The organism is Lewinella sp. JB7 (assembly GCF_024297185.1).
Lineage (GTDB): Bacteria > Bacteroidota > Bacteroidia > Chitinophagales > Saprospiraceae > Neolewinella.
Genome location: NZ_JANCTD010000002.1, coordinates 118,584 through 141,667 on the forward strand (window position 1 = coordinate 118,584; position 23,084 = coordinate 141,667).

19 protein-coding genes are annotated in these 23,084 nt (G+C 60.7%); 9 read left to right on the forward strand and 10 right to left on the reverse strand.

Features of this window, described 5'->3' with window-relative positions:
- Window positions 1-669: a hypothetical protein gene (locus tag NMA52_RS04115; RefSeq protein WP_254826376.1), complete on the reverse strand. Its 669-nt coding sequence runs from the start codon at window positions 667-669 to the stop codon at window positions 1-3.
- Window positions 666-1,583, reverse strand: a complete 918-nt coding sequence (locus NMA52_RS04120) for a hydroxypyruvate isomerase family protein (protein WP_254826377.1) — start codon at window positions 1,581-1,583, stop codon at window positions 666-668. The genes NMA52_RS04115 and NMA52_RS04120 overlap by 4 nt, the downstream gene beginning before the upstream one ends.
- A 99-nt stretch (window positions 1,584-1,682) precedes the next feature.
- On the opposite strand from NMA52_RS04120, the gene NMA52_RS04125 reads away from it, so the two are divergent.
- Both NMA52_RS04125 and NMA52_RS04130 read left to right on the forward strand, forming a co-directional pair.
- On the forward strand, window positions 1,683-3,398 hold the full coding sequence (locus NMA52_RS04125) for a PA14 domain-containing protein (RefSeq protein WP_254826378.1): 1,716 nt from the start codon (window positions 1,683-1,685) through the stop codon (window positions 3,396-3,398).
- 57 nt (window positions 3,399-3,455) lie between these two features.
- Complete coding sequence (locus NMA52_RS04130) at window positions 3,456-5,378, forward strand: plastocyanin/azurin family copper-binding protein (RefSeq protein ID WP_254826379.1); 1,923 nt, start codon at window positions 3,456-3,458, stop codon at window positions 5,376-5,378.
- Window position 5,379: 1 nt separating this feature from the next.
- Here NMA52_RS04130 and NMA52_RS04135 read toward each other — a convergent pair whose 3' ends face one another.
- Genes NMA52_RS04135 through NMA52_RS04150 form a run of 4 tightly spaced genes read right to left on the reverse strand, consistent with a single transcriptional unit; the run spans window position 5,380 to window position 9,634 of the window.
- On the reverse strand, window positions 5,380-6,498 hold the full coding sequence (locus NMA52_RS04135) for a beta-ketoacyl synthase N-terminal-like domain-containing protein (RefSeq protein ID WP_254826380.1): 1,119 nt from the start codon (window positions 6,496-6,498) through the stop codon (window positions 5,380-5,382).
- Window positions 6,495-7,619, reverse strand: coding sequence for an aminotransferase class I/II-fold pyridoxal phosphate-dependent enzyme (locus NMA52_RS04140; RefSeq protein ID WP_254826381.1), 1,125 nt, complete (start codon window positions 7,617-7,619; stop codon window positions 6,495-6,497). Before NMA52_RS04140 ends, NMA52_RS04135 begins: the two co-directional genes overlap by 4 nt.
- A gap of 2 nt (window positions 7,620-7,621) precedes the next feature.
- The gene (locus NMA52_RS04145) at window positions 7,622-9,226 is read right to left on the reverse strand and encodes a S26 family signal peptidase (protein ID WP_254826382.1); all 1,605 of its coding nucleotides are present in this window, start codon (window positions 9,224-9,226) and stop codon (window positions 7,622-7,624) included.
- Between the two features lie 48 nt (window positions 9,227-9,274).
- Complete coding sequence (locus tag NMA52_RS04150; RefSeq protein ID WP_254826383.1) at window positions 9,275-9,634, reverse strand: DUF1573 domain-containing protein; 360 nt, start codon at window positions 9,632-9,634, stop codon at window positions 9,275-9,277.
- A 112-nt stretch (window positions 9,635-9,746) separates the two neighbouring features.
- Between NMA52_RS04150 and NMA52_RS04155 the strand changes: the two genes are divergently transcribed.
- Window positions 9,747-10,133: a hypothetical protein gene (locus NMA52_RS04155; protein WP_254826384.1), complete on the forward strand. Its 387-nt coding sequence runs from the start codon at window positions 9,747-9,749 to the stop codon at window positions 10,131-10,133.
- Window positions 10,134-10,162: 29 nt separating this feature from the next.
- Here NMA52_RS04155 and NMA52_RS04160 read toward each other — a convergent pair whose 3' ends face one another.
- Window positions 10,163-12,091, reverse strand: coding sequence for an alpha-1,4-glucan--maltose-1-phosphate maltosyltransferase (locus NMA52_RS04160; RefSeq protein ID WP_254826385.1), 1,929 nt, complete (start codon window positions 12,089-12,091; stop codon window positions 10,163-10,165).
- Between the two features lie 218 nt (window positions 12,092-12,309).
- Between NMA52_RS04160 and lpdA the strand changes: the two genes are divergently transcribed.
- Entirely contained in the window at window positions 12,310-13,707 is a 1,398-nt protein-coding gene (gene lpdA, locus NMA52_RS04165) for a dihydrolipoyl dehydrogenase (RefSeq protein WP_254826386.1), read from the forward strand.
- 79 nt (window positions 13,708-13,786) lie between these two features.
- Here the strand turns inward: lpdA and NMA52_RS04170 are convergent, their stop codons facing one another.
- Window positions 13,787-14,086 carry a type B 50S ribosomal protein L31 gene (locus NMA52_RS04170; RefSeq protein WP_254826387.1) on the reverse strand — a complete coding sequence of 100 codons (300 nt, stop codon included), beginning with the start codon at window positions 14,084-14,086 and terminating at the stop codon, window positions 13,787-13,789.
- Window positions 14,087-14,165: 79 nt separating this feature from the next.
- On the opposite strand from NMA52_RS04170, the gene NMA52_RS04175 reads away from it, so the two are divergent.
- Genes NMA52_RS04175 through radA form a run of 5 tightly spaced genes read left to right on the forward strand, consistent with a single transcriptional unit; the run spans window position 14,166 to window position 19,530 of the window.
- Entirely contained in the window at window positions 14,166-15,788 is a 1,623-nt protein-coding gene (locus tag NMA52_RS04175; protein WP_254826388.1) for a lamin tail domain-containing protein, read from the forward strand.
- Entirely contained in the window at window positions 15,778-16,368 is a 591-nt protein-coding gene (locus NMA52_RS04180) for a phosphatase PAP2 family protein (protein WP_254826389.1), read from the forward strand. The genes NMA52_RS04175 and NMA52_RS04180 overlap by 11 nt, the downstream gene beginning before the upstream one ends.
- 46 nt (window positions 16,369-16,414) lie before the next feature.
- On the forward strand, window positions 16,415-17,125 hold the full coding sequence (locus NMA52_RS04185) for a ZIP family metal transporter (protein ID WP_254826390.1): 711 nt from the start codon (window positions 16,415-16,417) through the stop codon (window positions 17,123-17,125).
- A gap of 48 nt (window positions 17,126-17,173) precedes the next feature.
- Window positions 17,174-18,079: a DMT family transporter gene (locus NMA52_RS04190; RefSeq protein ID WP_254826391.1), complete on the forward strand. Its 906-nt coding sequence runs from the start codon at window positions 17,174-17,176 to the stop codon at window positions 18,077-18,079.
- A gap of 41 nt (window positions 18,080-18,120) precedes the next feature.
- On the forward strand, window positions 18,121-19,530 hold the full coding sequence (gene radA, locus NMA52_RS04195) for a DNA repair protein RadA (RefSeq protein WP_254826392.1): 1,410 nt from the start codon (window positions 18,121-18,123) through the stop codon (window positions 19,528-19,530).
- Here radA and NMA52_RS04200 read toward each other — a convergent pair.
- A complete protein-coding gene (locus tag NMA52_RS04200) occupies window positions 19,527-20,816 on the reverse strand; it encodes a hypothetical protein (RefSeq protein WP_254826393.1) in 1,290 nt (429 codons plus the stop codon). The genes radA and NMA52_RS04200 overlap by 4 nt on opposite strands.
- The gene (locus NMA52_RS04205) at window positions 20,813-23,062 is read right to left on the reverse strand and encodes a peptidase domain-containing ABC transporter (protein WP_254826394.1); all 2,250 of its coding nucleotides are present in this window, start codon (window positions 23,060-23,062) and stop codon (window positions 20,813-20,815) included. Before NMA52_RS04205 ends, NMA52_RS04200 begins: the two co-directional genes overlap by 4 nt.
- Window positions 23,063-23,084: the final 22 nt, after the last annotated feature.

Consider the following 23,084-nt stretch of genomic DNA (forward strand, 5'->3'; position numbering starts at 1 on the left):
CTACTCGCAGGCGAACTCCCGGCTCCGGGAAAGTGCAAGCAGCTGCTCACCCGATAGCTGCACGTCTACGCCCTTACCCGTCCGCTCGCCGGGTTCACCCACGGGATTCGGGGAAGGTTCACCGGATATGACCTGATAATCCCGGTACCGCCGGTCAATAAGGTTGCCGTTGTAAAAGTAACGGCGTTCCTCGCTGACGTGGTCCACCGTGCGGGTCGTGCCGTCGTTCTCACTATCCTCCGGCGGCGGGGCGAAGGTCCACGTGGACTGCGTCAGATCCGCGAGGAAAAGCTCCGTGTCGTCGAAGTAGTAAGTCTCCCGACCGCCGCCGTGGTCACCGACCGTGTACTCGTGGCGGGCCCGGACCAGGTCGTCCGCCACGTAACAGAAGACTAGCGTGCCCCCGCGCGGGTCCCCCGCGCACTCGTAGGTGAGCGTATCGCAGCGGAGCTGGCCCGCCGCCTCCATGTCCTCGATGCGTGCGTACCGTTTTTCCGCGAAGGCCCGTTCACTATCCGTGTTGGTCGTAATACCGGGGTTCGGGACACCAGCCCCGGTATCGGACGCGAGTGCCCCTCCCACTTTTGCACCGTCGGTGTTCTCGGGGGCGTTTCCGCAGCCGGCCAGAAGGATCGCCAGCGCGGCCGCGGTCAGGCAGTTTCTGATCATCCCTTAACGTCGACTTTGCGGTAGGCTTCCACCACCGCCATTTCCCCCTTCTCGCCGTCCATGCTGTTGCCGTGTTCCATTCCGTATACGCCCGTGAAGCCCTTCCCGTGAATGTGGGCGAGTACGCGTTCGTAGTTGATCTCCCCGGTCGTGGGCTCCTTGCGGCCCGGATTATCACCGATCTGGAAGTAGGCGATCTCGTCCCAGGCGGCATCAATGTTGGGGATCAGGTTGCCTTCCTGAATTTGCTGGTGGTAGATGTCATAGAGGATCTTGCACGAGGGACTGCCGACGGCCTGGCAGATCGCGTACCCCTGGGAGGCTTTGGTCAGAAACAATCCCGGATGGTCACGGTAGTTGAGGGGTTCCAGGACCATCACGATGCCGTGGGGTTCCAGAATGGCGGCACCTTGTTTAAGCGTTTCGACCACGTTGGCCATCTGGTAGAAGGGTTCCAGGCGCATTTGCACGAAGCCGGGCACGACGGTGACCCACTTGGCATTGCAGCGCTTAGCGATCTCTACGGAGTTCCGGATGTCCTCGAGAAAGGCGTCGCGGTGTTCGCCCGCACCGTTCGTGAGGGTCGGTTCCCGCCAGTTGATTTGGTTGGCGACGAAAACCCCCATGGTCATGCCCCGTTCGGCAAGCAGGTTCCCGATCTTTTCCTGCTGGCCGACGTCGCGGCGGGGCATTTGATTGTCTTCCCAGGCGGTGAACCCCATGTCGGCCGCCCAGCGGATTTGGTCGAGCACGTCCTTACCGGCTACCTCCCGGAACATTCCGTCGTGGGGAGCAAATTTCAGGTTAAACTTCTCGGCGGCGGGCGCGGGAGCCACGGAAGCACCGGCAGCCGTAGCCAGGGGGGACAGTCCGAGTGCCGCGGTGGCGAGTTTCAGGGCTTTTCGACGTTGCATAGGGGGAGTTTATGGGCTGAATATACATAGCTGGCTGGATTGTGGACATACCAGGTAGGGACCGGATACGCGTATAAACCTGCCTGCTTACATTTAAGCATGGCTAAATACGTATTCCTCGCGGGCCTGCTCTGGCTCACCGCCTGCACCACCGATCCGCTCGAAGTTCACGAAGTATCCACTGCGGAGAAGGCACCGGTAGACGATCTTAATCGCGTTGACCTGACGGAAATCCCCGTCGGCTGGAGCGCCGGTGAGGGGGAGATTCTGACGGCTTCGGCGCCGGCGAAGTGGGAACTGCTGCCCGTTCAGGAAGCGGTAACGCTCGCGTTTTCGTTCCGGACGGAAGCGGATACCCGGGCCACCCTGCTGCTGGGGAATCGCTTCCCCCTGAATATTCCTTCGCTGAATCTCGCCGGCGAACACGAAGCCCGCAACACCGTCTCCACGACCCCCGGCATCTGGCAGGATCTCGAACTCGCGTACCTGCCCGCCCGCGGCACCGAGCCTCCGCTGCTGGTCTCCGCCTACCTCAACAACAACCTCATCTACTACCAGGAACCCCTGACGGGTGGGGAAGGGAAGGCCGAGGGGCCGCTCACTCTGGAGCTGACCGCCGGTAGTCTTCAAATCGCTAATGTGCGGTCCGCTCCACGTGCGGGACGCGGTTCCTCCGTAAACAGCGCCGGAGAAGTGGATTTGAACCTTCCCCTCATCCGCTACGCGTACTACCACGTCGACGGCGATCCGCAGGACGTCACGAACTGGGATGCACTGAGCCCGGAAAAGGAGGGTTACATATCCCGCTTCGACCTGGCCGCCATCCGGGAGCGGGGCAACGCCTACGCCATCCGCTTTACGGGCGATCTCGAAATCCCGCAAGCTGGTGCCTATACGTTCCGGTTATGGACACCCAGCAGCACCCGCTTGTACATCGACGATCAACTGGTCGTCGATAAAGGCGGGCGTGATAACGGCAATGAACTTGCGGGTACGGTTGATCTTTCGAAGGGTAGCCACCGTCTGCGGATCGATCACTATCAGTACGGCTTCTGGAACCGGCTCAACGTACAGTATGCCTACGAGGGCGGCGAATTTCGTAGCCTGAGTGATTTGCCCGAAGACCGGGCGGTAGCTACCCTCACCGCCGGGGAGGTGCGGGAGGTGAAGACCGATGACCGTCCCTACCTGCTGCGTAGCTTTATGAACTTCCCGCCGGTGCGCGTCTACGACTACACCGAGAAACGCACCCACGTAATCAGCGTAGGAGAGGGTGACGGGCCCCACTACACCTATGATTTACACAACGGCAGTCTGCTCCAGATGTGGCGGGGTCGTTTCGTCGACGTGAGCGATATGTGGAACGGCCGGGGTGAGCCGCAGGTCGCCCGCGCACTGGGTACCGTGGTGGCCTTTGACGGCCGGCCCCAGTGGAGCCCGGAGGCCGAGCGGTGGCCCGACAGCATCCCGGAACTACACCACCTGCGCTACGATCTCGACGAGGCCGGCCGGCCCACCTTCCACTTCGCCCTGGGGGAGGCCCAGATTAGCGATCGCGTCGTGCCGGAGGGGGATGGCCTCCTGCGGACCCTCACCAATACCGGCGGCGGTGAGTCCCTGCTCACCCAGCTCGCTGCCGGGCGGGATATCCGGCAAATTTCACCCGGTCATTTTGAAGTGCAGGGGCCGGGGGCAACCGTCGAGGTTACGGAACTAGCCACGGGAAGGCTGCGGATGCTGCGTGGCGAGGGTAGCGATCGATTGGTGGCCGAACTCCCTCCGGGGGAGCACCTCACGTACCGCGTTTCCTTCTGATCGCATTCATTTCCCAAACCAATAACTTCAACAGTAGCTGTTGTAAACCAATAGATTATGCGTACCCTATTCGTGTACTTGCTTGCTTGCTCTACCGCCGGACTTTTCGCCCAGGAGGAGGCCGATTTTTATACCATCGAACAGATTAACATCCCGGAAGAGATCAAGCTTGAGGTGGGGGGCATGGACTTTTTGCCCGACGGGCGGCTGGCGGTCTGCACCCGCATGGGCGAAGTGTACCTGATCGAAGATCCCGGTGGTACGGCGGCATACACTCTTTTCGCCCGGGGACTACACGAGCCCCTCGGACTCACCGCCCACGACGGGGCCATTTACGTCGCCCAGCGCGGAGAAGTTACCCGCCTGGAAGATCGGGACAATGATGGCTGGGCCGATGTCTACGAAACGGTATACGAACTGCCCCTGACCGGCAACTACCACGAATACCACTACGGTCCACTCTTTCGGCCCGACGGAAGCTTTATGACCACTATGAACGTAGGTTGGGAAGGGCGCGGCGTAAGCCACGTACCCTGGCGGGGGTGGATGATGCAATTTGATCCGAGCAGCGCGCAGCTGCTTCCCTACGCGGCGGGAATGCGGAGCCCGGCCGGATTCGGAACGAATGCCGAGGGAGACCTCTTCGTGGCCGAGAACCAGGGCGACTGGATCGGCTCGGGCCGTATCACCCACCTGGCAAAGGGAGACTTTGCGGGACACCCGGCCAGTCTGCGCTGGGCCGACCGGAAAGGTTCGGAGGTAAATCTAAAAGTTGACGACCTGAACGATGACTTCCAGACCATGTACAACGCCCGTAAGGAACTCACGGGTCTGAAGCTCCCGGCCGTCTGGTTCCCCCACGGGATCCTGGGAATTTCCACCGCGGACATCATTACCGACCGGACGGAGGGTGCCTTCGGTGCCTTCGCCGGCCAACTCTTCGTGAGCGATCAGGGACAGAGTAAAATCATGCGCGTAGCCCTGGAGAAAGTGAATGGTGAATACCAGGGAGTGGTCTTCCCCTTCCGGGAAGGCTTCAGTTCCGGCCTGCTGCGCCTGAAGTTTTCCGCCGATCACGCACTGTACGCCGGGCAGACCGCGCGCGGCTGGGCGGCCACCGGGGGGGAAGCTTTCGCCCTGGAACGACTGACCTGGACCGGAAAGACCCCCTTCGAAATGTACGCCGTACGGGCAAGGGAGGATGGATTCGAGATCGAATTCAGCAAACCCGTAGCGGCGGCGAACGTCCGGGCCTCGGCTTTCGCGATCCAGAACTTCACCTACCGCTATCACCACAACTACGGCAGCCCGGTCGTAGATATTCAGGATAACCCCGTCACGACCGCGGAACTGCTACCGGACGGAAAGACCGTGCGCCTGCAACTGGAAGGATTCCGACCCGGCTACATCTACGAAATCCGGGTGAGCGGGCTACGTAGCGCCGAAAACGATAAGTTGCTCCACGACTTCGGCTACTACACCCTGAACGCGATACCCGGCGGGGGGCGGGACGATGCGGTTGCGCTCACCGCCGCGGATGCCACCGATGCTTCCCCCAAGAACCCGACCGGCATGCCGGACGATTGGAACGGAAGCTTCGATGAGGAGATTCTACTGGAATCGGCCCTCGGCATGAAGTATAAACAACAGTACCTGACGGCCACGGCCGGAGCCCGTATCAAATTTACCTTCCGTAATCCCGATGATATGGAACACAACTTCGTCCTGACGAGTGGGAAGATGGGGGACAAAGTCGGAGTAGCCGCCTCCAAACTCGGATTGCGGGGTGCCGCGACCGCATACATTCCGGATATGCCGGAGGTATTGGTACATACCCAACTCGTCGCTCCGGAAACGGAGGAGTCGATCTACTTCACCGCGCCTACGAAGCCGGGAACCTACGAATACGTGTGTACGGTGCCGGGCCACTATACCGTCATGCGTGGCGTGCTGGTGGTCAAAGCGGAGCCGTCGCGGTAGGTTAGCCGATCAACACGCTGACCGCATTTCCTCCGAACCCGGTGGCGTTCACGAGTACCCGGCGGGGTGGGGAAGGGACCTCGGTCGCCGGCCCGTAGGGTAGGACAATCACCGCGTTGCGTCGTACCATCTCGGTGGCCATCACGAGAGCCAGCGGACCACTGGCCCCGAAGGTATGGCCGGTCGCCCACTTCAGGGAAAGGACGGGAGGCAGCGTTTCCGGGAAGACCGACGTAATCGCGCGGCGTTCGGCTTCGTCACCGCGGAGGGTACCGGGGGCGTGTGCAAGGATGAGGTCGGGAGTGGCGGCACCAATGGTGGCCTGGCGCATACTTGACTGCAGCGCCGTTCCTTCCCGGCTGATGCCCGTGGCGCTCCGGGCTTGCTCCCGGCTGAAGCCCAGGCCTAAAATGCCCAATGAACCGGTTTGGGGCGCGCGTTCCAGGGCCAGGAACCCCGCCCCTTCCCCTACAACCATGCCGGTGGCCGGGGTAGCGAAGGGGCGGCAGGCATATTCTTCCCCGGGGGTCGGCGAGGCGTAAATTCTCAATCCTTCCATTTGTCGCAGGGTAAAGGGCGTGAGTGGGGCCTCGGTGCCCCCCACCAGTACCCGGTCGGCCATCCCCGCCCGCAACAAGGCTACGCCGTGTACCAGCGCGTGAAACCCGGAGGAACAGGTCACGCTGAGTCCGTCCGACAATGATGACACCCCGAAGTAGTCGGCGAGCGCGAAAGCGATACTGCCCAAGGTAGTGGTGGGGGAGGTACGCACCGGGAGTACCTTACCCTCGCGATAGGTTTGGTGGGCGGCTTCCCAGGCCGTCGTCGGCCCCCGGGAGCAACCGACCAGCACGGCGAAGTCCTGACCGTGCCAACCGGCCTGAGCAACCGCCTCCTCGGCGGCGTGCAGCGCTAAGGCAACCGTGCGGTCTACCCGGTGGGTACGGATGTAGTCGGCCGGTCGACCGGCCGCCGGCAGGTACGGAAGGGCATATACGGGTAGTTTAGTCGCGTCGTCGGTCGACCAGAAGCGGCGGCCTTCCGCGGTGTTGTTCCAGTTGTCGGCTACCCCGACCCCGGCTGCCGAAATGATGCCCGTACCCCGGATGCTGATGTTCATACGCGGTCGGTGGCTAGACAATCCCTCAGAGCATCGGTCAGGCGGTCGACCTCCTCGCGGGTGTTGAAGGCGTGCAGGCAAATGCGGATCCGGTCGGCTCCCCGGGGCACGCTCGGCGGACGGATGCCCTTAACGAGGATGCCCCGTTCGCGTAGTTCGTGCTCCAGGGTCATCACGTCGACCCGGCCAGCAGTGTGCACGAGCTGGATGGGACCCTCGAGTAATGGGCAGCAGGTTGCCAGGTCCCGGTCCGTCACGCTGTCCCCGAAGTAAGTGATGATATTCTCCAGCGCGCCGCGTGCCGCCGACTGCCGCTCCCCGAGGAGTTCGTAGGCCCGCATGATCGAAGCCAGTTGCTCCGGCCGCGGGGCCGTCGTAAAGATGAACGGCCGGCTCAGATTGACGAGGTAATTCCGCAGGGCGGTCCCCCCGAGTACGGCGGCTCCACTCGCCCCCGGCGCTTTACCGTAGGTCACCACCGAGGCGAACACCTGCTGCTGCAGCCCGAGTTCCGCGGTAAGTCCGGATCCGCGGGGACCGTCGATCCCGATGCTGTGGGCCTCGTCTACGATCAGGTGGGCCCCGTGCTCCTGGCACGCTTCGGCGATCGCCCGTAGCGGGGCGGTATCGCCGTCCATACTGAAGCGGGCCTCGGTCACGAAAAACGTTTGCCCATCGGATCGCGCTTCGGACAGTACCCGGTGGGCTTGCTCTACCTTATTATGTTGGCACCTGCGCGCCGCCGCCCCACTTAGCCGTATGCCGTCGCGAATACTGGCGTGGATCAGTTCGTCGTAGACGATGGTGTCGGTGCGGCGGGCGATGCAACTCAGCAGGCCAAGATTGGCCGTGTACCCGCTACTGAAGAGTAGGGCGGCCGGGTAGCCATGAAAGTCGGCGATACGGGTTTCGAGTTGGCTGATCGCGAAGCTGTCTCCGGAAATCAGTCGGCTGCCGGGGGCGGTATTGAAGTCTGCCGTTCCCCCGGACATTTCCCGGGAAAAGCCCAGATAGTCATTCGACCAGAAATCGACCCCCTCGCGGGTTCCGGGTAACTCGCGGTAGGTACCGGCTTCGCGCAGTTCGGCGAGCCGTCGGTGCAGGAAGTCGGGGTGGGGCAAGGTCAGTCTCCCTGTTTGGTGGCCGAACGGAAGATGCGGTCCCAGTTCACGCCATTGAAAAGACTGCCTTCCTTAATGGAGAACCAGATGAAGAGCGGCTTGCCGAGGATGTGATCTTCGGGTACGAAGCCCCAGACCCGGCTGTCTTCCGAGTTGTGCCGGTTGTCGCCCATCATCCAGTAATAGTCCTGGCGAAAGGTGTACTCGGTGATCTCCTGGCCGGCGAGGTAGTATTTCCCGTTGCGGCGTTCGAAGTCCGGGTTCTCCTCGTAGACCTTTATGGGGCGCCAGTACAGCTCGTAGTTGCGCTCGTCGAGGGTGACCGTCATGCCGCGGGCGGGAATGGTGATGGGACCGTAGTTGTCGACGGTCCAGTTGCCGAAGTACTTTTCGCTGTGGGGGTACAGCCGCACGCCGTTCGGGGCCGTCTGGTCGTAAAAATCGAAGGTGCCGTTGGGATCCCCGGCGCGCAGGGCGGCAAGTTGCTTGTCGCTCAGAAACATGACGAATCCGGTGGCGGACCGCTGCTGTACGTCGTCGGTGCTGATGCCCATATCGGCCCAGTTCGTGCGGTTGGGCGGACCGCTAAAGGTGATGTCGTAGAGAAACTGGATGTTCTCGGGGTCTTCCACTTGGGAGCCGTCGATGTACAGCGCCCGGTCCCTGATCTCGAGAGTTTCGCCGGGCAGACCGACGGCACGCTTCACGTAGTGGTCCTTCTTATCGCGCGGGCGGGTCACCAGTTCGGCTCGACCGGTCTGAATGGCGCGCTGGGCGTTGGCGTCGATATTGCCCATCTCGTAATCGTTGCTGGAGTACGTACGGTAGGGGAAGATGTAGACGCTGTCACCCGACGGCACGTTGAAGACGACGGGATCGTAGCGGTCGATCTTTTCCAGGGCGGGCAGGCGGCGGTAGGGTAGGCCGGCCCCGTCGACGTAGCTCTCCCCGCCGACCACGGGCGCCTGGTTGTGGACCAACGGGAGCATCAGGATGGTTTCCGGCAGCCGCAGTCCGTAATTGACCTTCGAGACGAAGAGGAAGTCCCCGACGTTCAGGTTGTTCTCCATCGAAGGCGTGGGGATGATGTAGCTCTCGATCAGCAGGAGACGGATAAGCGCGGCGGCGAAAATGGCGAAGATGGCCGCTTCGGCCCAGTCGCGAAGGACGGGCTTGGCGAAGGGGGCCTGATTGCGCAACTTGCGGACCTCGCGGTCGTCCTTAGCTTTCTCGGCGGCGGCGAGTTTGGCCTGCCAGGCGCGTTCCTCGACCAGGATGGGGCCCCGGTACTCGGGATTGGTGGTTCCGAGCCAGCCGAAGTATCCCCAGCTGGCGACAACGGCGAGCACGTGCTCGAAGAAGTTGAAGCGGTTGAACGAGCGGGCCAGGTCGACCATCAGGCCGGCGAACCAGATCATATTGAAGTAGGGGATCAGCAGTAGCAGGCTGTAGCTTCCCTTCCGGCCCACCAGTTCCGAGACCACCCACATGTTGTAGCCGGGAATGAGGGCCGCGCTGGCCTTCCGCCCCGCCCGGGGAAATAAGCGGTAGAGGGCAAGGCTAAGTCCGACGTAGCCGAGCAACAGGACCCAGGTCAACCAAGTCATAGGTATTCTTTATGGTAAGAGCGGCGAAGGTACACCATCGCGGGGCCTTTAGGGGGCCGTTTCGACGAAACCCTCCAGCCAGAGCTTGTGCCCGCCGCGGTGGCCGCGGAAGTAAACCTTGACGTACTTCCGGTAAAAGCCTACGTTCGTCGCGTCGTACGCGACGTTGATCGAGCCCACCTCGCCCGGCGCCACCGGCGCGTCCTGCCATTCGGTGGCGGTACAACCACAGCCGACGCGTACGTTCTCGACGATCAGCGGCGCGTCGGTGGTATTGCGGAAACGAAAGGCGTAGGTGACCGGATCGCCCTGAAAGGTGTCGCCGATTTGCACGGTTTGTTCCTGGAGCCACTCTACGGGATCCTGGGGGAGAGTGAGCAAGCCGAGGAGTAACATCAGGTACATCATGCTGGACTAACGTCCGCCGGGCGTCCCTATTTCGTTAAGGAACTCCTATACTTGTCGCCCGGTGTATCCGACACCTACGTCCGTGCATTCTATCCACAACAAAATAAGCCACATGAAAAAGCTGTTCTTCGCCCTTGCCCTTGTCATCGGTTCCTTCACCGCCTCCTACGCCCAGGTCGTGGTGGACGGAGTCAACATTAACAATCTCGAGGAGGTGCAAATGGTCCGGATGATCGCCCAGGAACGATTCCTGTCGAGCAAAGTGACCATCTTCATCGATTACGGGCAGAGCATCAACGGCGGTTCGCGCAACCGGATGGAGGTCATCGACCCGTCTTCCGGCGACCGCATCAAGTTCAACAGCGTCATGCACGCCGTCAATTACCTGATCGCCAACGGCTGGGCCTACGTCGAAGCCATGGTATTGCCCAGCGAGGGAAATGCACGCACTACTGGAGGCAGTACTCAGTACCTGTTCGTAAGAAACGCCGCGCGCTAGCGTAATCCGCAGCACCGGTAGGCGGCCACTTATTTGCTGATCTCGAATACGTGTGCCGGCCAGTAGCCGGGGTCGAGCCGGACGTAATTGGCGTTGGCATTCCACCAGTAAGTGGCACCGGTGAGGAGATCGGTGACCCGGAAGCCCTGATCGCCGAGCAACTGTTTCGGCACGGCGCAGTAGCCGTCCTGGGTGTTGTGGGGATCGAAGTTCACGATGGTCCAGATGATGCTGCTCCGGTCGTCGCTGTACTTGACGTAGCTCAGCAGATTGGGGTTATTCGTATCGGTAAATACGATGTTGTTCGTCTGCTGCAGGGCCGGATGGTCCTTCCGGATCCGGTTGATGGTCCGGTAGGTATCGGTGATGCGGTTGCGGTAGGTCCAGTCGTAATGACGGGCCACGTACTTCTCACTGTCGTAGTATTCTTCCTTGCCGTTAGTGTTGCCCCGGTTTTCCATGATCTCATAGCTGGGACCGTACAGGCCGTAACTGCTCGACAGGGTGGCGGCCAGGAGGAGTCGCTTCACGAACTGATTTTCGTTCGCGTTCATCATCTCGTAGGCCAGGATGTCGGGGGTATTGGGCCAGAAGTTGGGCTGCATGTACTCCCGCAGCTCGGTGGTGGTCAGCTCCTCCAGGTACTCCCGCATTTCGGCGGCGGTAGTGCGCCAGGTGAAATACGTGTAACTCTGCTGGAAGCCCCGTTTGGCCAGTTCCGCCATGATCGCGGGCCGGGTGAAGGCTTCCGCCAGGAAAATTACGTCCGGGAAGCGTTCGTTCGTTTCGCGGATAATGTACTCCCAGAACCGGTAGGGCTTGGTGTGGGGGTTGTCGACCCGGAAGATGCGTACGCCGGCTTCGCACCAGTACAGGGTAACGTCCAGCAGCTCCTGCCACAGCGCCTTCCAGTCCTCGGTTTCGAAGTTGATGGGCACGATGTCCTGATACTTCTTGGGCGGGTTCTCGGCGTACATGATGGAGCCGTCCGGCCGCCAGATGAACCATTCGGGGTGCTCCTCGATGTAGGGGTGGTCCGGGGCGCACTGGAAGGCGAGGTCCAGCGCGATCTCCATCCCGTGCTCGTGGCACTTGTTCAGCAGCCGTTTGTAGTCGTCAATGTTGCCGAGTTCCGGCAGGATGCTCTTGTGGCCGCCCTCCTTGGATCCGATGGCCCACGGACTTCCGGGTTCACCCTCCATGGCGGTGGTGGCGTTGTTGCGGCCCTTACGGTTGCGGTAGCCGATGGGATGCACGGGTGGCATGTAGAGTACGTCAAAGCCGAGTTCCTCGATGCGGGGCAGCAGGTTCTCTACGTCCCGGAAGGTGCCCGTACGGTTGACGTCCGGAGAGGTTGACCGGGGAAACAGTTCGTACCAGCTGCTGAAGCGCTCTTTCTTCCGACCTGCCTTCACCCGGAGACCTGGGTCGTAGACGGTTTCGTAGCGGCGCAGGGGGTGATCGCGCAGTAGGCTAGCGAAGGCATCGCTGAGGACGTACTGTACGGCCTGCTGACCGTCCTCGTTGCCCAACTCCTGAATGGCACGGGTGATTTCGGCGTGGGCGTCGCCCTCCACCCGGTCGGCTTTTTCGCTTAGGAAGTTGGCGCCGATGCGCAATTCGATGCCCATATCCTGACCGTCGGCCTGTTTCTTCTTGAATCCTTTGTACCAGGTCTTCAGCTGATCCACCCACGCCACGAGGCGGTATTCGTAGTGCCCCTGCTCCGCGACGGGGAATGCGGCGGACCACTGGTCATTCGTGCCTTCCTCCATTTCGACTACTTGCCAGGCGTCCGCTCCCACCTTGCGGAATTCCACCAGGGCGCGCAGATAATCGTGGCTGTCGCCGAAAATAGTGGCACTGACGGCGACGGATTCTCCCACGACGCGCTTGATGGGGAAGCGTCCGTTGTTGATTTGGGGATTGACGTGGTCGATGATGGTGCGGTTCTGCATAGGTAGCTTAAGCGATATGGTAAAGGCATAGAAACGATTGCTCCGCTTTACGTTCATTGCCCGCGGCAGTATTTTCGTTCGGCGGGGCCGCGGGTCCGACGGGTAGCGGCCAACAGCTTACCTTTGCGGCTTTCACCCGTCTGCCTGGCTCCCGCGCACCCGCCAACCAAGGCAGACGACGAGACGTTTCACCCACTCAACTAAAATAACCCCACCTTATGGCTTACGATCTTATTGTTGTCGGAAGCGGACCCGGCGGCTACGTCGCCGCAATCAGAGCAGCCCAACTGGGCATGAAGGTCGCCGTCGTCGAACGCGAAAGCCTCGGCGGCATCTGCCTCAACTGGGGCTGTATCCCCACGAAGGCCCTGCTGAAGAGCGCGCAGGTATTCGAATATATCCAGCACGCCGGAGACTACGGCATCGAAGTCGCCGAACCCACCGCCGACTTCGGGAAGATGATTACGCGCAGCCGGGGCGTCGCCGACGGTATGAGCAAGGGGATCAACTTCCTCTTTCGCAAGAACAAGATCGAGGTGCTCAGCGGCACCGGTAAGCTGATCCGCGGCAAGAAAGTCGAAGTGACCGACGAGAACGGCAAGGCCACGACCTACGACGCCGAGAACATCATCGTCGCCGTCGGTAGCCGCGCCCGTCAGCTGCCCAACCTGCCCATCGACGGCAAGAAGATCATCGGCTACCGCGAAGCGATGACCCTGCCCACCCAGCCGAAGCGCATGGTGGTCGTCGGGGCCGGAGCCATCGGCGTCGAGTTCGCCTACTTCTACAGCAGCATCGGCACGGAGGTGACCATAGTTGAGTTTCTCGAGCAGGGGCTGGTGCCCCGCGAAGACGCGGACATCTCCAAGGAACTGACCAAGATCTACAAAAAGAAGGGCATCAAAACGCTCGCCAATACCAGCGTAGAAAAAGTGGATACCGGCAGCGACGTCCTGAAGGTCACCACCAAGAACCGCAAGACCGGCAAGGAAGAAATCATCGAGTGCGACGTGGTGCTGTCGGCCGCCGGCATCAGCCCGAATACCGAGAACATCGGCCTGGAAGACCTGGGCATCGAGACCGACCGGGGCATCATCCACGTGGACGAGCTGTACCGCACCAACGTACCCGGGATTTTCGCCATCGGCGACGTGACCTCCGGTCCGGCCCTCGCCCATGTGGCCAGCGCCGAAGGGATCATCTGCGTCGAGGGCATTGCCGGCATGAACCCCGCCCCCCTGGATTACGGCAACATTCCCGGATGTACGTACTGTTCGCCGGAGGTCGCGAGCGTAGGATTTACCGAGGCGGCCGCTAAGGAGGCCGGATACGAAGTCAAAGTGGGCAAGTTCCCCTTCTCCGCATCCGGAAAGGCCAGTGCCGCGGGCGCGAAGGAAGGATTCGTCAAGGTCATCTTTGACGCCAAGTACGGGGAGTGGCTGGGCGCGCACATGATCGGCGCCAACGTAACGGAGATGATCGCCGAGGTCGTCGCCAGCCGTAAACTGGAGACCACCGGCCACGAAATCATCAAGACCGTGCACCCGCACCCCACCATGAGCGAGGCGGTGATGGAAGCTACGGCGGCGGCCTACGACGAGGTGATCCACCTGTGATCACCCCTAGGCCACGTAGAAAGCCCCGGCGAACGATCGTTCGCCGGGGCTTTTTTGATTCGCGCAAAAGGAGCGGAGACTAGGCCTCTTCCTGAGCGGGTTCGCCTTCCTCCTCGGTCTTCTTGGCGAAGCGGCTCTTGCCGAACTTCTTGTTGAACTTGTCGATCCGGCCGGCGGTGTCGACGAATTGCATCTTACCGGTAAAGAAGGGGTGGCTCTCGCTGGAGATCTCCAGTTTGATGAGGGGATACTCGTTACCGTCTTCGAAGGTATCGGTGTCGCGGGTCTTGGCGCACGACTTGCCGAGCCAGCTTACGTTCGCGTTGATGTCGCGGAAAATGACCTTCCGGTAGGATTCGGGATGCAGTTCCTTTTGCATTGCTTTTTATTTTAGGGCGCAAAGATAAGGAATATAAACCATTTACCTTTGGGCGGTGCTTCGATTGATTGCAATATTAATGTTTTGGCCGTTTCTGACGTCCCCACTCGCCACTCAGTCTCTCCGCCTTTCGGAGATCATGGTCGATCCGACCCCGAGTCGCGGACTCCCCGCCGCCGAGTACGTAGAGTTGTACAACGCCGGTGATACGGCGGTCGATCTGACCGGACTGCAGATCGCCAGCGGTGGCAAGCCGGTGACGGTTACCGGAGTACCGTGGTTAGCGGCGGGGGAGTACGCCCTGATCGTCGACGAACGGGACGCGGACCATTTTTCGGCCTACGGGGCTCCCCTGCTCCTCTGCCGCCTTCCTTCGCTGACCAACGGAGGGGATGAAGTGACCGTTCTCCTGCGGGGTGTAAGCGTTGCCCACCTGCGCTATAGCCCGGACTGGTACCACGACGAGGAACGCGACGGCGGCGGGTACAGCCTGGAGTTCACCGGACGTGGCGACCCGGCGTGCGGAGGCAATTGGCGGGCCAGCCTGGCGGAATCCGGAGGAACCCCCGGGCGGGCCAACAGCGTGGAAGGATTACCCGCGGACAACCGGGCTCCGATGGTGACCGAGACGACGCTGGAGACCGGTGGAGTGACCATAAGCTTTGACGAGGCAGTGACCGGGATCGCGGATTATCTATTCCTGCTCGACGATCTGCCGGCAGCGGCGGAGCGACTGGACGAGCGGACCTTCCACATCCCCTTTAGTTTCGTGCCGGGAAAAGTGTACCGGCTCACCATCCTCCCGGATTACTCCGATTGCGCGGGTAATACTCCAGACCAACTCGTGTCGCGTAGTCTGCTGTTAGGTAGTGATCTAAGGCCGGGTGACATAGTTATCAATGAACTGCTATTCGATCCTCTGCCGGGAGAAAGCGATTTTATCGAGCTCTTCAACACTTCGGATCACGCCTTCGACCTTCGGGGATGGCAACTACTAAACCAGACATCCGCCCAGCGGCCTAAAGTAGTAAACACCAGCTTCGTGCTCCTGCCGGGTGAGTTCGTGGTAATGACCGCCGACCGGGAAAGTCTGCTGCGTCAGCATCCGAACGCGCGACGGGACCGCATCGTCGAAATGAGTCTGCCGTCCCTGCCCAATGCCGGAGCAAACGTCACCATTTTGACTCAAAATTCGGTGGCGGTCGATGCGCTGACCTACAGTCCGGAAATGCATGCTCCACTGCTCGCGTCCACCGAGGGCGTTAGTCTCGAGCGCATAGATGCAGCCATCTCCACTGACCAAACCGATAACTGGACCTCCGCCGCCTCCACGGCCGGCTACGGGACGCCGACACGGCCGAACTCCCAAACGCGCTCCGCCGGGCCACCGCTCCATTACTTTACCCTGGAAAGCCCGACCTTCAGTCCCGACGGCGATGGTCACCGCGACCAACTGGCCATTACGTACCGCACCGCCGTCCCGGGGACCATGGCGCGCGTATCCGTATTCGACGTGGAGGGGTTACCGGTGGCTCAACTGGAGCGGGTAGCCCTCCTGGCGGCGGAAGGGGCACTGAACTGGGACGGGACGACGGATAACGGACGGCTCGCACCGCCCGGGGCGTACATCATACTGGTGGAGTCGTTCGACGGGGAGGGCCACACCCATCGCTACAAACTATTGGCCGTACTTGCCGGATAAAGAAATGGCTATAGACCACTACCTTTTCGATCTGATCAATCAGCAGTGGGCGAACCCCGTGCTTGACGCCATCCTACCCGTGTACCGCGACAAGCTTACGTGGATTCCCTTGTACATCGCCGTACTTTATCTGATCTGGCGTCGGTTCGGTACACGTCGCGCGGTGTACCTGCTCCTGTGCATCGGCACCGTGATCGCGGTGGCGGATCAATTGGCCGCGACGGTCATCAAGCCGTGGGTCGGACGTTTGCGGCCCTGTGCTACGCCCGCCCTGGCCGACCGGGTCCGGGAATTGGTGAATTGCGGCGGCGCACTGAGTTTTCCCTCCAATCACGCGACCAATCACTTTGCCGTGGCGACGGTCATGAGCCTGACGTGGGTGCGGCGGCGGGGTTGGAAGTTCGCCTGGTTTCTCTGGGCTTTCACGATTTCCTTAGCGCAGGTATACGTGGGCAAACACTATCCGGGTGACATCCTTGCCGGCGCAGCACTGGGCGCCGCGGTGGGGTGGATCGGCGTGGTGGCGTACCGACGACTGGCGAAGGAGGCCGCGATCCGGGGAATTACCCCCGACGATTAACTTATTGCAACCGTGTGGCGTTAGCAGTTTTCGCATTTCCCCTTCTATGGTCTGGTGGCAGTACTCCTTACTCTTTTTGGCCGTCCTTGCGGGCGGCGGTCTGGCGCAGTACGGTGAGCAAAGGTTTCGGGCCTACCTGCCGGTGCTCTTATCGTTCAGTGGTGCCTACCTGCTGGCCATCGCGGCCCTGGAGCTCATTCCGGAGGTGTTCTCCGAGCCGGGTACTTCCGCCGGTTTGTGGCTGCTGGCCGGCTTTTTCGTGCAGTTGCTGCTGGAAGGATTCAGCCAGGGCGTGGAGCACGGCCACGTACACACCCACCGGGGGCAGGGACCGGGCTTTGCCATTCAGGTCATGATCGGACTGGGGTTACATGCCTTACTAGAGGGGCTTCCGCTGGGGTCCGCCGGCGATCACTTGCACCAGAATCACTTACTGGTCGGCATTGCCCTACACAAATTACCGGCGGCCTTCGCGCTCGGGCTGATGCTCTACGGGTCGGGGTATTCCAAGCGATTCGTGTGGGGGTGTATGGTGATTTTCGGATTTCTATCCCCGCTCGGTGCCGTACTGGGAGAACTGCTGAGCATTGATCCCCTGTGGCGTATCCGCATACTCGCGCTCGTAGTGGGCAGCTTTTTGCACATCTCCACGACCATTCTCTTCGAGGCGGACGGCAGTCACCGCCACGGCATTTCCGTAAAGAAATTCCTTGTCATCATCGCGGGCATGGCGATCGCCTTCATCACGGTTCACTAAGGGGCAATCTGCTTGTCCCGAGCTTGCGGGCCTTTAAACTTTAAGACCATGGCGGAACGACGTGTTTACGGTACCCGGACCATCGGTATCGCCTGCCTGTTGCTGGGAGCGGTGCTCTTCAGTTCGAAGGGGGTCATCATCAAGCTGGCGTACCGGTACGAAGTGAGTAGCATCAGCCTGCTCGGCTTGCGGATGATTTTTTCGCTGCCGCTGTTCCTCCTGGTGGGGTACGTACGGGGCGGCAAGAAGCCGGGTAGGGCAGCAATGACCCGGACGGAGGTACTCACGATCATTGCCCTAGGAATCATGGGCTACTACCTGGCCAGTTATACCGACTTCCTGGGTTTACGTTATCTGAGCGCAGGGATGGAACGCGTGATCCTGTTCACCTATCCGACCATGGTGCTCCTCATTCAGCGACTGGTGTTCGCTACCCCTATACGACCCGTGCAGTGGGTCGCTACGGCGATTTGCTACCTCGGCATCGTGATCGCCTTCAGCGGCTCCGACCTGCGGCCGGGGGGAGATTTTTTGCGGGGAGCCGCCCTGATTTTCGCAAGTGCTCTGCTGTACAGTACGTACATCATCGGCAGTGGACGTCTGGCTCCCAGACTCGGGAACGTCCGGTTCACCAGCCTGGCGCTGATCACGGCCTCCGTGTCGGTCATTCTGCACGTCTCGGTGAGTAGCGAACCGCTGCTCGGATTGAGTCCTATGGTCTACGTCTACGCGGGCGTGATGGCCGTGTTTTGCACCGTTATTCCAAGCTATCTGGTCACCGAGGGCGTACGACGCCTCGGCGCGGGTGATGCGGCGATCATCGGTGCCGTCGGCCCGGTCGCGACGATCGTGCTCGAATACGTCGTGCTCCACGAGCACATGAACGTACTGCAGGGTATTGGGGCGGGGTTCATCATCGCCGGCGTGGTGATCATCGGTCGGAGTAAAGGATAATGACACAAATTGTGGTATATTTGTTGCTTAAATAAGCGTGCATGGCCAAAGTTAAAGTCGCCTTCTTTTGTACCAACTGCGGGGCCGAAAGTCCCAAATGGATGGGGCAGTGTCCTTCGTGTAAGGCCTGGAACACCCTGGTCGAAGAGAAGGTCGTCAAGACGAAAAACGACCGCATCGAGCACCAGCCTGACTGGCGGTCGGTGGGCAACGGCGCGGCTGCCGCGGCCGCCGGTCCGATCGGAAAGGGCCCGCGTCCCGTGCGCCTGGCGGAAGTGACGGCCGGAGAAGTCGAACGTCTCGTGGCGCCCGATCAGGAACTTAACCGCGTGCTCGGAGGCGGCATCGTGCCCGGCAGCATCGTCCTGTTCGGCGGCCAGCCGGGGATCGGTAAGTCGACCCTGCTGCTTCAACTGGCGCTACGGTTGGGAAAACGGGTACTGTACGTCAGCGGCGAGGAAAGCGAGGAGCAGATAAAAATGCGCGCCGATCGTCTCGGGGGAACGGCGGCAAACTGCTATCTGCTGACGGAAACCAACACGGATAAGCTTCTGAAACACGCCGCTACCCTAAAGCCCGATTTGCTGATCGCGGATTCCATTCAGACTCTCTCCAGTCCCCACGTGGAAAGCATGGCCGGTACCGTCAGTCAGGTGCGGGAGTGCGCCGCCGAGTTGCAGCGGTTCGCTAAGGAAAGCGGAATTCCGGTGTTCCTGATCGGACACATCACCAAGGAGGGCAGCATCGCGGGACCCAAGTTGCTGGAACACATCGTCGATGCCGTACTCCAATTTGAGGGTGACCGGAACTACACCTACCGAATTCTGCGTACCCTGAAGAACCGTTTCGGTTCTACGGATGAGCTTGGTATCTACCAAATGGACAGCACCGGCCTGCGGGAAGTTTCCAATCCGAGTGAATTGCTGCTGAGTGAGCGCGACGAAAATCTCTCCGGCTCCGCGGTCTGTGCCACTCTGGAAGGCATGCGGCCGATGCTGATCGAGGTGCAGGCGCTCGTGAGCGCGGCCGTATACGGCACCCCCCAGCGGTCGGCGACCGGTTTCGATCTGCGCCGTCTGTCGATGCTGCTGGCCGTACTGGAAAAGCGGGCGGGCCTGTCCCTGGGCAACCAGGACGTCTTTCTGAATATCGCGGGGGGCTTACGGGTAGACGATCCGGCCATCGATCTGTCCATCATTGCCGCGCTCCTGTCCTCCGCCCAGGACGTGATGGTTCCCCCCAACCTCTGTTTTGCCGGTGAGGTGGGCTTGAGCGGCGAAATACGCGCCGTTACGCGCATCGAGCAACGTATCCAGGAAGCCGATCGGCTCGGGTTTCGGGGTATTTACGTGAGTAAGTACAACGTGAAGGGGATCGATCCGGACCGGTACAGCATTCGCATCCATACGGTGGCTACCGTACGCGAGCTTTACGAGGCGCTGTTTGCCTAGCCGATGTTCAGCAGACGGGCGATGAGACTCTTTCGCTCGACGATGATGGATGCTTCTCCCTGCATGAAGGGCGTAGACTCGATACGGTAGCCGGTACTCGAAGTCAGTCCATCGGGAAAGGTGACTTCCACGGTAAGAAACTCCCCGTCGGGGATGACGCCCACGCTCGCCACCGAGCCCGTAACGGATCCGTACTCCAGGGAGGGCCAGCTCGGGAAGCGTACCACCACTCGCTGTCCCACGGCGACCTTCCCGCTGCCCCGAATGTGCAGCTTCATGATGCCGATGGTGTTGCCGGCGTTCCGCGGTAGTACCGTAGCGACCATCGTCTCCTTGAGCAGAAAATTATCCTCCTGTACATCCGGTTGCAGTACCACGGTGCCGCTGACCGGAGACACCACGGTATAATCCCGCTTCCAGTCGGCAACGCTGCGTTGCAACGATTCGTAGGCCTCCTTCAATTCGGTGCCCGTCTGGCTGGTACTGCCCTGACGACCGCTGCGGAACGATTCAATTTGATTCCGCATCAGTTCGATAGAAAAGCTCGCGGAGCGGAGGTCGCCCACATTTCGCTGCAGGTTCTCTTCGGCGCGGTCTACCCGTTGCCGCAATCTGGTTAATTGGTCCCCATCCCCCAGGCCCTCCTGCCGCAATTGCTCCTCCCTTTCCAGCGCGGCCCGGGTTTCAATCAGTTGTTGTTCCAGCGCAATCTGTAGATCGCGGAGTTGGCGGATCTCGCCCTCGGCATTTTCAATCATCGACTGCAGTTCGCGGGAGGTGAAAGCATCCAGCCGGCGCACCGAAAGGGTACGGTAAAGCTGCTGCTTGTCCTGAAAGTGGTACACGCTTTCCTGAATGGGACCGAGTACGAGGGTAGGGGGAATCTTCACGTCCAACAGGTTCACCGCATCGTCTCCGCGGTGCTCGATTAATTGGTCTTCTAGGTACAGAACGTGCTCGAAGCGGGCGCTGCCGTTGCTCGCCACTATGAGCGTTTGTCCGGCGGTAACCGTATCCCGATCGGCGACGAGGACGCGTTGGATTTCCATATCCTGCCGCGCCAGTAGCCGACGCGGAGGATCTACGGTGGTCAGGACCAGTTCGCCGGCCAGCGTCGTCGGGTATGTGTAGAAAGAAGCGAATACCGCCAGGCCCAGTACCACCAAAGTAAGCAGCAGGGTCCCGTTGCGCGCCACCCATCCGGCCGGAGTGCCGATTACTTCCCGTACTTCGGGAGACCGTTCCGCCTGTTGCGGGCCGGCCGAGGTCACGTCCTGCTGCATCAACTTCCGAGGAGTGTTTGGTTCTTGACCAGGCGGTAATAACTACTCCGCTCGGCCATCAGATCCTGGTGGTTGCCCCGTTCCACGATCTGACTGTCTTCGATCACCAGTATGTTATCGGCACGCTCGAAGGTGGAGTACCGGTGGGCCACGATAATGATGGTCGACCCCCGCATATAGTTGAATAGATTATCCATGATGGTCACTTCCGTGAAGGCATCCAGTCCGGTCGTGGCCTCGTCCAGGAACAGGTAGGGCGGGCGGTGATAGATGGCCCGGGCGAGCAGAATACGCTGCTGCTGCCCCTTACTCAGGCCCATGCCCGTCTCACCGATTACCGTCCGGTAACCGTCCGGCAGCGTATCGATAAAGGCCTCGATCTGGGCGATCTTAACTACCTCCAGCAGGCGCTGCTGGTCGATCACTTCCTCATTCAGCACGATGTTGCGCGCGATGGTATCGCTGAAAATGAAGCCGTCCTGGCTCACCATACCCACCTGGTCCCGCCAGAACCGCTGATCGATCGTGGTCAGCCGCGTACCCCCGAGCAGAATGTCGCCGGACGTAGGTTGATAAAAACCCAGCAACAGCTTCAGCAGGGTTGACTTACCACTTCCCGAAGAACCGACGATGGCCGTGATCTGCCCCGCCGGAATGCGGGCGTCGACTTCGAGCAGCACCCAGGGTGGTTTGGGAATATTGTAGTGGAAGGAGACGTCGCGGAGTTCCAGGTCCCCCTCCTTGGGGATCACGCTCATACGCTGCTGATCGCGGGGCTGCTCGTCCGCTTTACCGTAGATTTCGTTGATTCGCTCCAGACTGATCAGGCTTTCCTGGTAGCTGCGGAAGAATTCGCTGAGGTCCTCGATCGGACTGCTCAGTTGGGCCAGTATGTAAAAGATCGCCACGAGCGCGCCGATGGTTAGCGACCCGTTCGTCACCGCGTGGGCCGCCACCATCGTGATGATGAGATTCTGCAGCTGGTTGATCAAGGTACCGACCGTGCGCTGGTACTGGTCGTAGTTATTCAGGGCCAGGGTCGTCTGGTACAGTTTCGCGCGCTGTCGCTCCCACGTCCATCGCCGCTGCGTGCCGGCGTTGTTTTGTTTGATTTCGCCCATGCCGTCGATGATCTCCATCAACTGCTCGTTGTTGGCGGCCGACTGCTGAAAGAACTCCGTGTCCAGTTTGCGCTTCCGGGACTGGAAGTAGGCCACCCAAACGACGTTCAGCAGGGTGCCGATGAAGAAGATGCCGAACAGCAGCCGGCTCCACATCAGGAGTACTACGGCAAAGGCCACGAAATTGAGGAGATTGAAGATGCGGAACAGCGTGTTGCCGGTCAGAAATTCCTGTAAGCGGTCGTGGTCGTGTATACGCTGTAGAATATCGCCCCGGCTGCGGCTGTCGAAGAACTCCATCGGGAGGCGCGTGAGTTTGCTGATGTAGTCACTCACCAGATTGACGTTCACCCGCCCCCCGATGTGAATCAGGATGTATCTCCGCAGACCCGCAAGTAAGGTCGTGGTGAGCAACAGCACGGCCTGAGCGATAATGACGACGGTGATGAAGTCCGGATCGTTCAGGACGATGCCGACGTCGATCAGGCTCTTGAGCAGGAAGGGAAACAACAGTTGCAACAGCAGGGCCAGTAACAGTCCGGCCCCGAGGTTGGTGAGCAGCTTCCCGTACCGCAGGACGTAGTCGGCAACGTAGCGCAAACTTCCCCCGTATCCCGAAGCGGCCTTACGCCGGCGAAAGGCAGGGGTAGGTTCCAGGACGAGCACGTTGCCCACGTACTGCCGGTCTTCACTTACCTCGTGCGACCAACCGGCTACCAGATCCACCCGGCTTAGTTCGGTCTTTTCTACCAGGGGGTCCGGATCGGCGAGGTGGAAGATGCCGTCCACGATCTTGTACAGGACCACGAAGTGATTGCCGCGCCAGGGCAGTATGCAGGGTAGGGGGATGTCCTCCTCCAACTGGGCCAGGGTGGCCGGGAGGGCGAGGGTCTGTAATCCGATGCTTTCGGCACCTTCGCTGATGCCGAGCAGACTCACCCCGTCACGGCTCAGGCGGGTACGTTCGCGCAGTTCCTCCAGCGCGTACTCCTGGCCGTGGTGTTTGGCGACCATGCGCAAACAGGTCGCGCCACAGTCCATCTCCTCAAACTGCCGATAATAAGTAAAGCCCAGCATGGCCGGTAAAGATAGCAACTTCGCGAGGGGCTGAATCGTTACCTTTGCCAATCGTTTTGGCCGGGCCCTTGAA

Coding starts and splice junctions, on each gene's coding strand:
- NMA52_RS04135 (WP_254826380.1), bottom strand. CDS start 6,498: ATGAACATCAGCATCCGGGGTACGGGCATCATTTCGGCAGCCGGGGTC.
- NMA52_RS04115 (WP_254826376.1), bottom strand. CDS start 669: ATGATCAGAAACTGCCTGACCGCGGCCGCGCTGGCGATCCTTCTGGCC.
- NMA52_RS04125 (WP_254826378.1), top strand. CDS start 1,683: ATGGCTAAATACGTATTCCTCGCGGGCCTGCTCTGGCTCACCGCCTGC.
- NMA52_RS04155 (WP_254826384.1), top strand. CDS start 9,747: ATGAAAAAGCTGTTCTTCGCCCTTGCCCTTGTCATCGGTTCCTTCACC.
- lpdA (WP_254826386.1), top strand. CDS start 12,310: ATGGCTTACGATCTTATTGTTGTCGGAAGCGGACCCGGCGGCTACGTC.
- NMA52_RS04185 (WP_254826390.1), top strand. CDS start 16,415: ATGGTCTGGTGGCAGTACTCCTTACTCTTTTTGGCCGTCCTTGCGGGC.
- radA (WP_254826392.1), top strand. CDS start 18,121: ATGGCCAAAGTTAAAGTCGCCTTCTTTTGTACCAACTGCGGGGCCGAA.
- NMA52_RS04160 (WP_254826385.1), bottom strand. CDS start 12,091: ATGCAGAACCGCACCATCATCGACCACGTCAATCCCCAAATCAACAAC.
- NMA52_RS04175 (WP_254826388.1), top strand. CDS start 14,166: ATGTTTTGGCCGTTTCTGACGTCCCCACTCGCCACTCAGTCTCTCCGC.
- NMA52_RS04145 (WP_254826382.1), bottom strand. CDS start 9,226: ATGACTTGGTTGACCTGGGTCCTGTTGCTCGGCTACGTCGGACTTAGC.
- NMA52_RS04190 (WP_254826391.1), top strand. CDS start 17,174: ATGGCGGAACGACGTGTTTACGGTACCCGGACCATCGGTATCGCCTGC.
- NMA52_RS04130 (WP_254826379.1), top strand. CDS start 3,456: ATGCGTACCCTATTCGTGTACTTGCTTGCTTGCTCTACCGCCGGACTT.
- NMA52_RS04170 (WP_254826387.1), bottom strand. CDS start 14,086: ATGCAAAAGGAACTGCATCCCGAATCCTACCGGAAGGTCATTTTCCGC.
- NMA52_RS04150 (WP_254826383.1), bottom strand. CDS start 9,634: ATGATGTACCTGATGTTACTCCTCGGCTTGCTCACTCTCCCCCAGGAT.
- NMA52_RS04120 (WP_254826377.1), bottom strand. CDS start 1,583: ATGCAACGTCGAAAAGCCCTGAAACTCGCCACCGCGGCACTCGGACTG.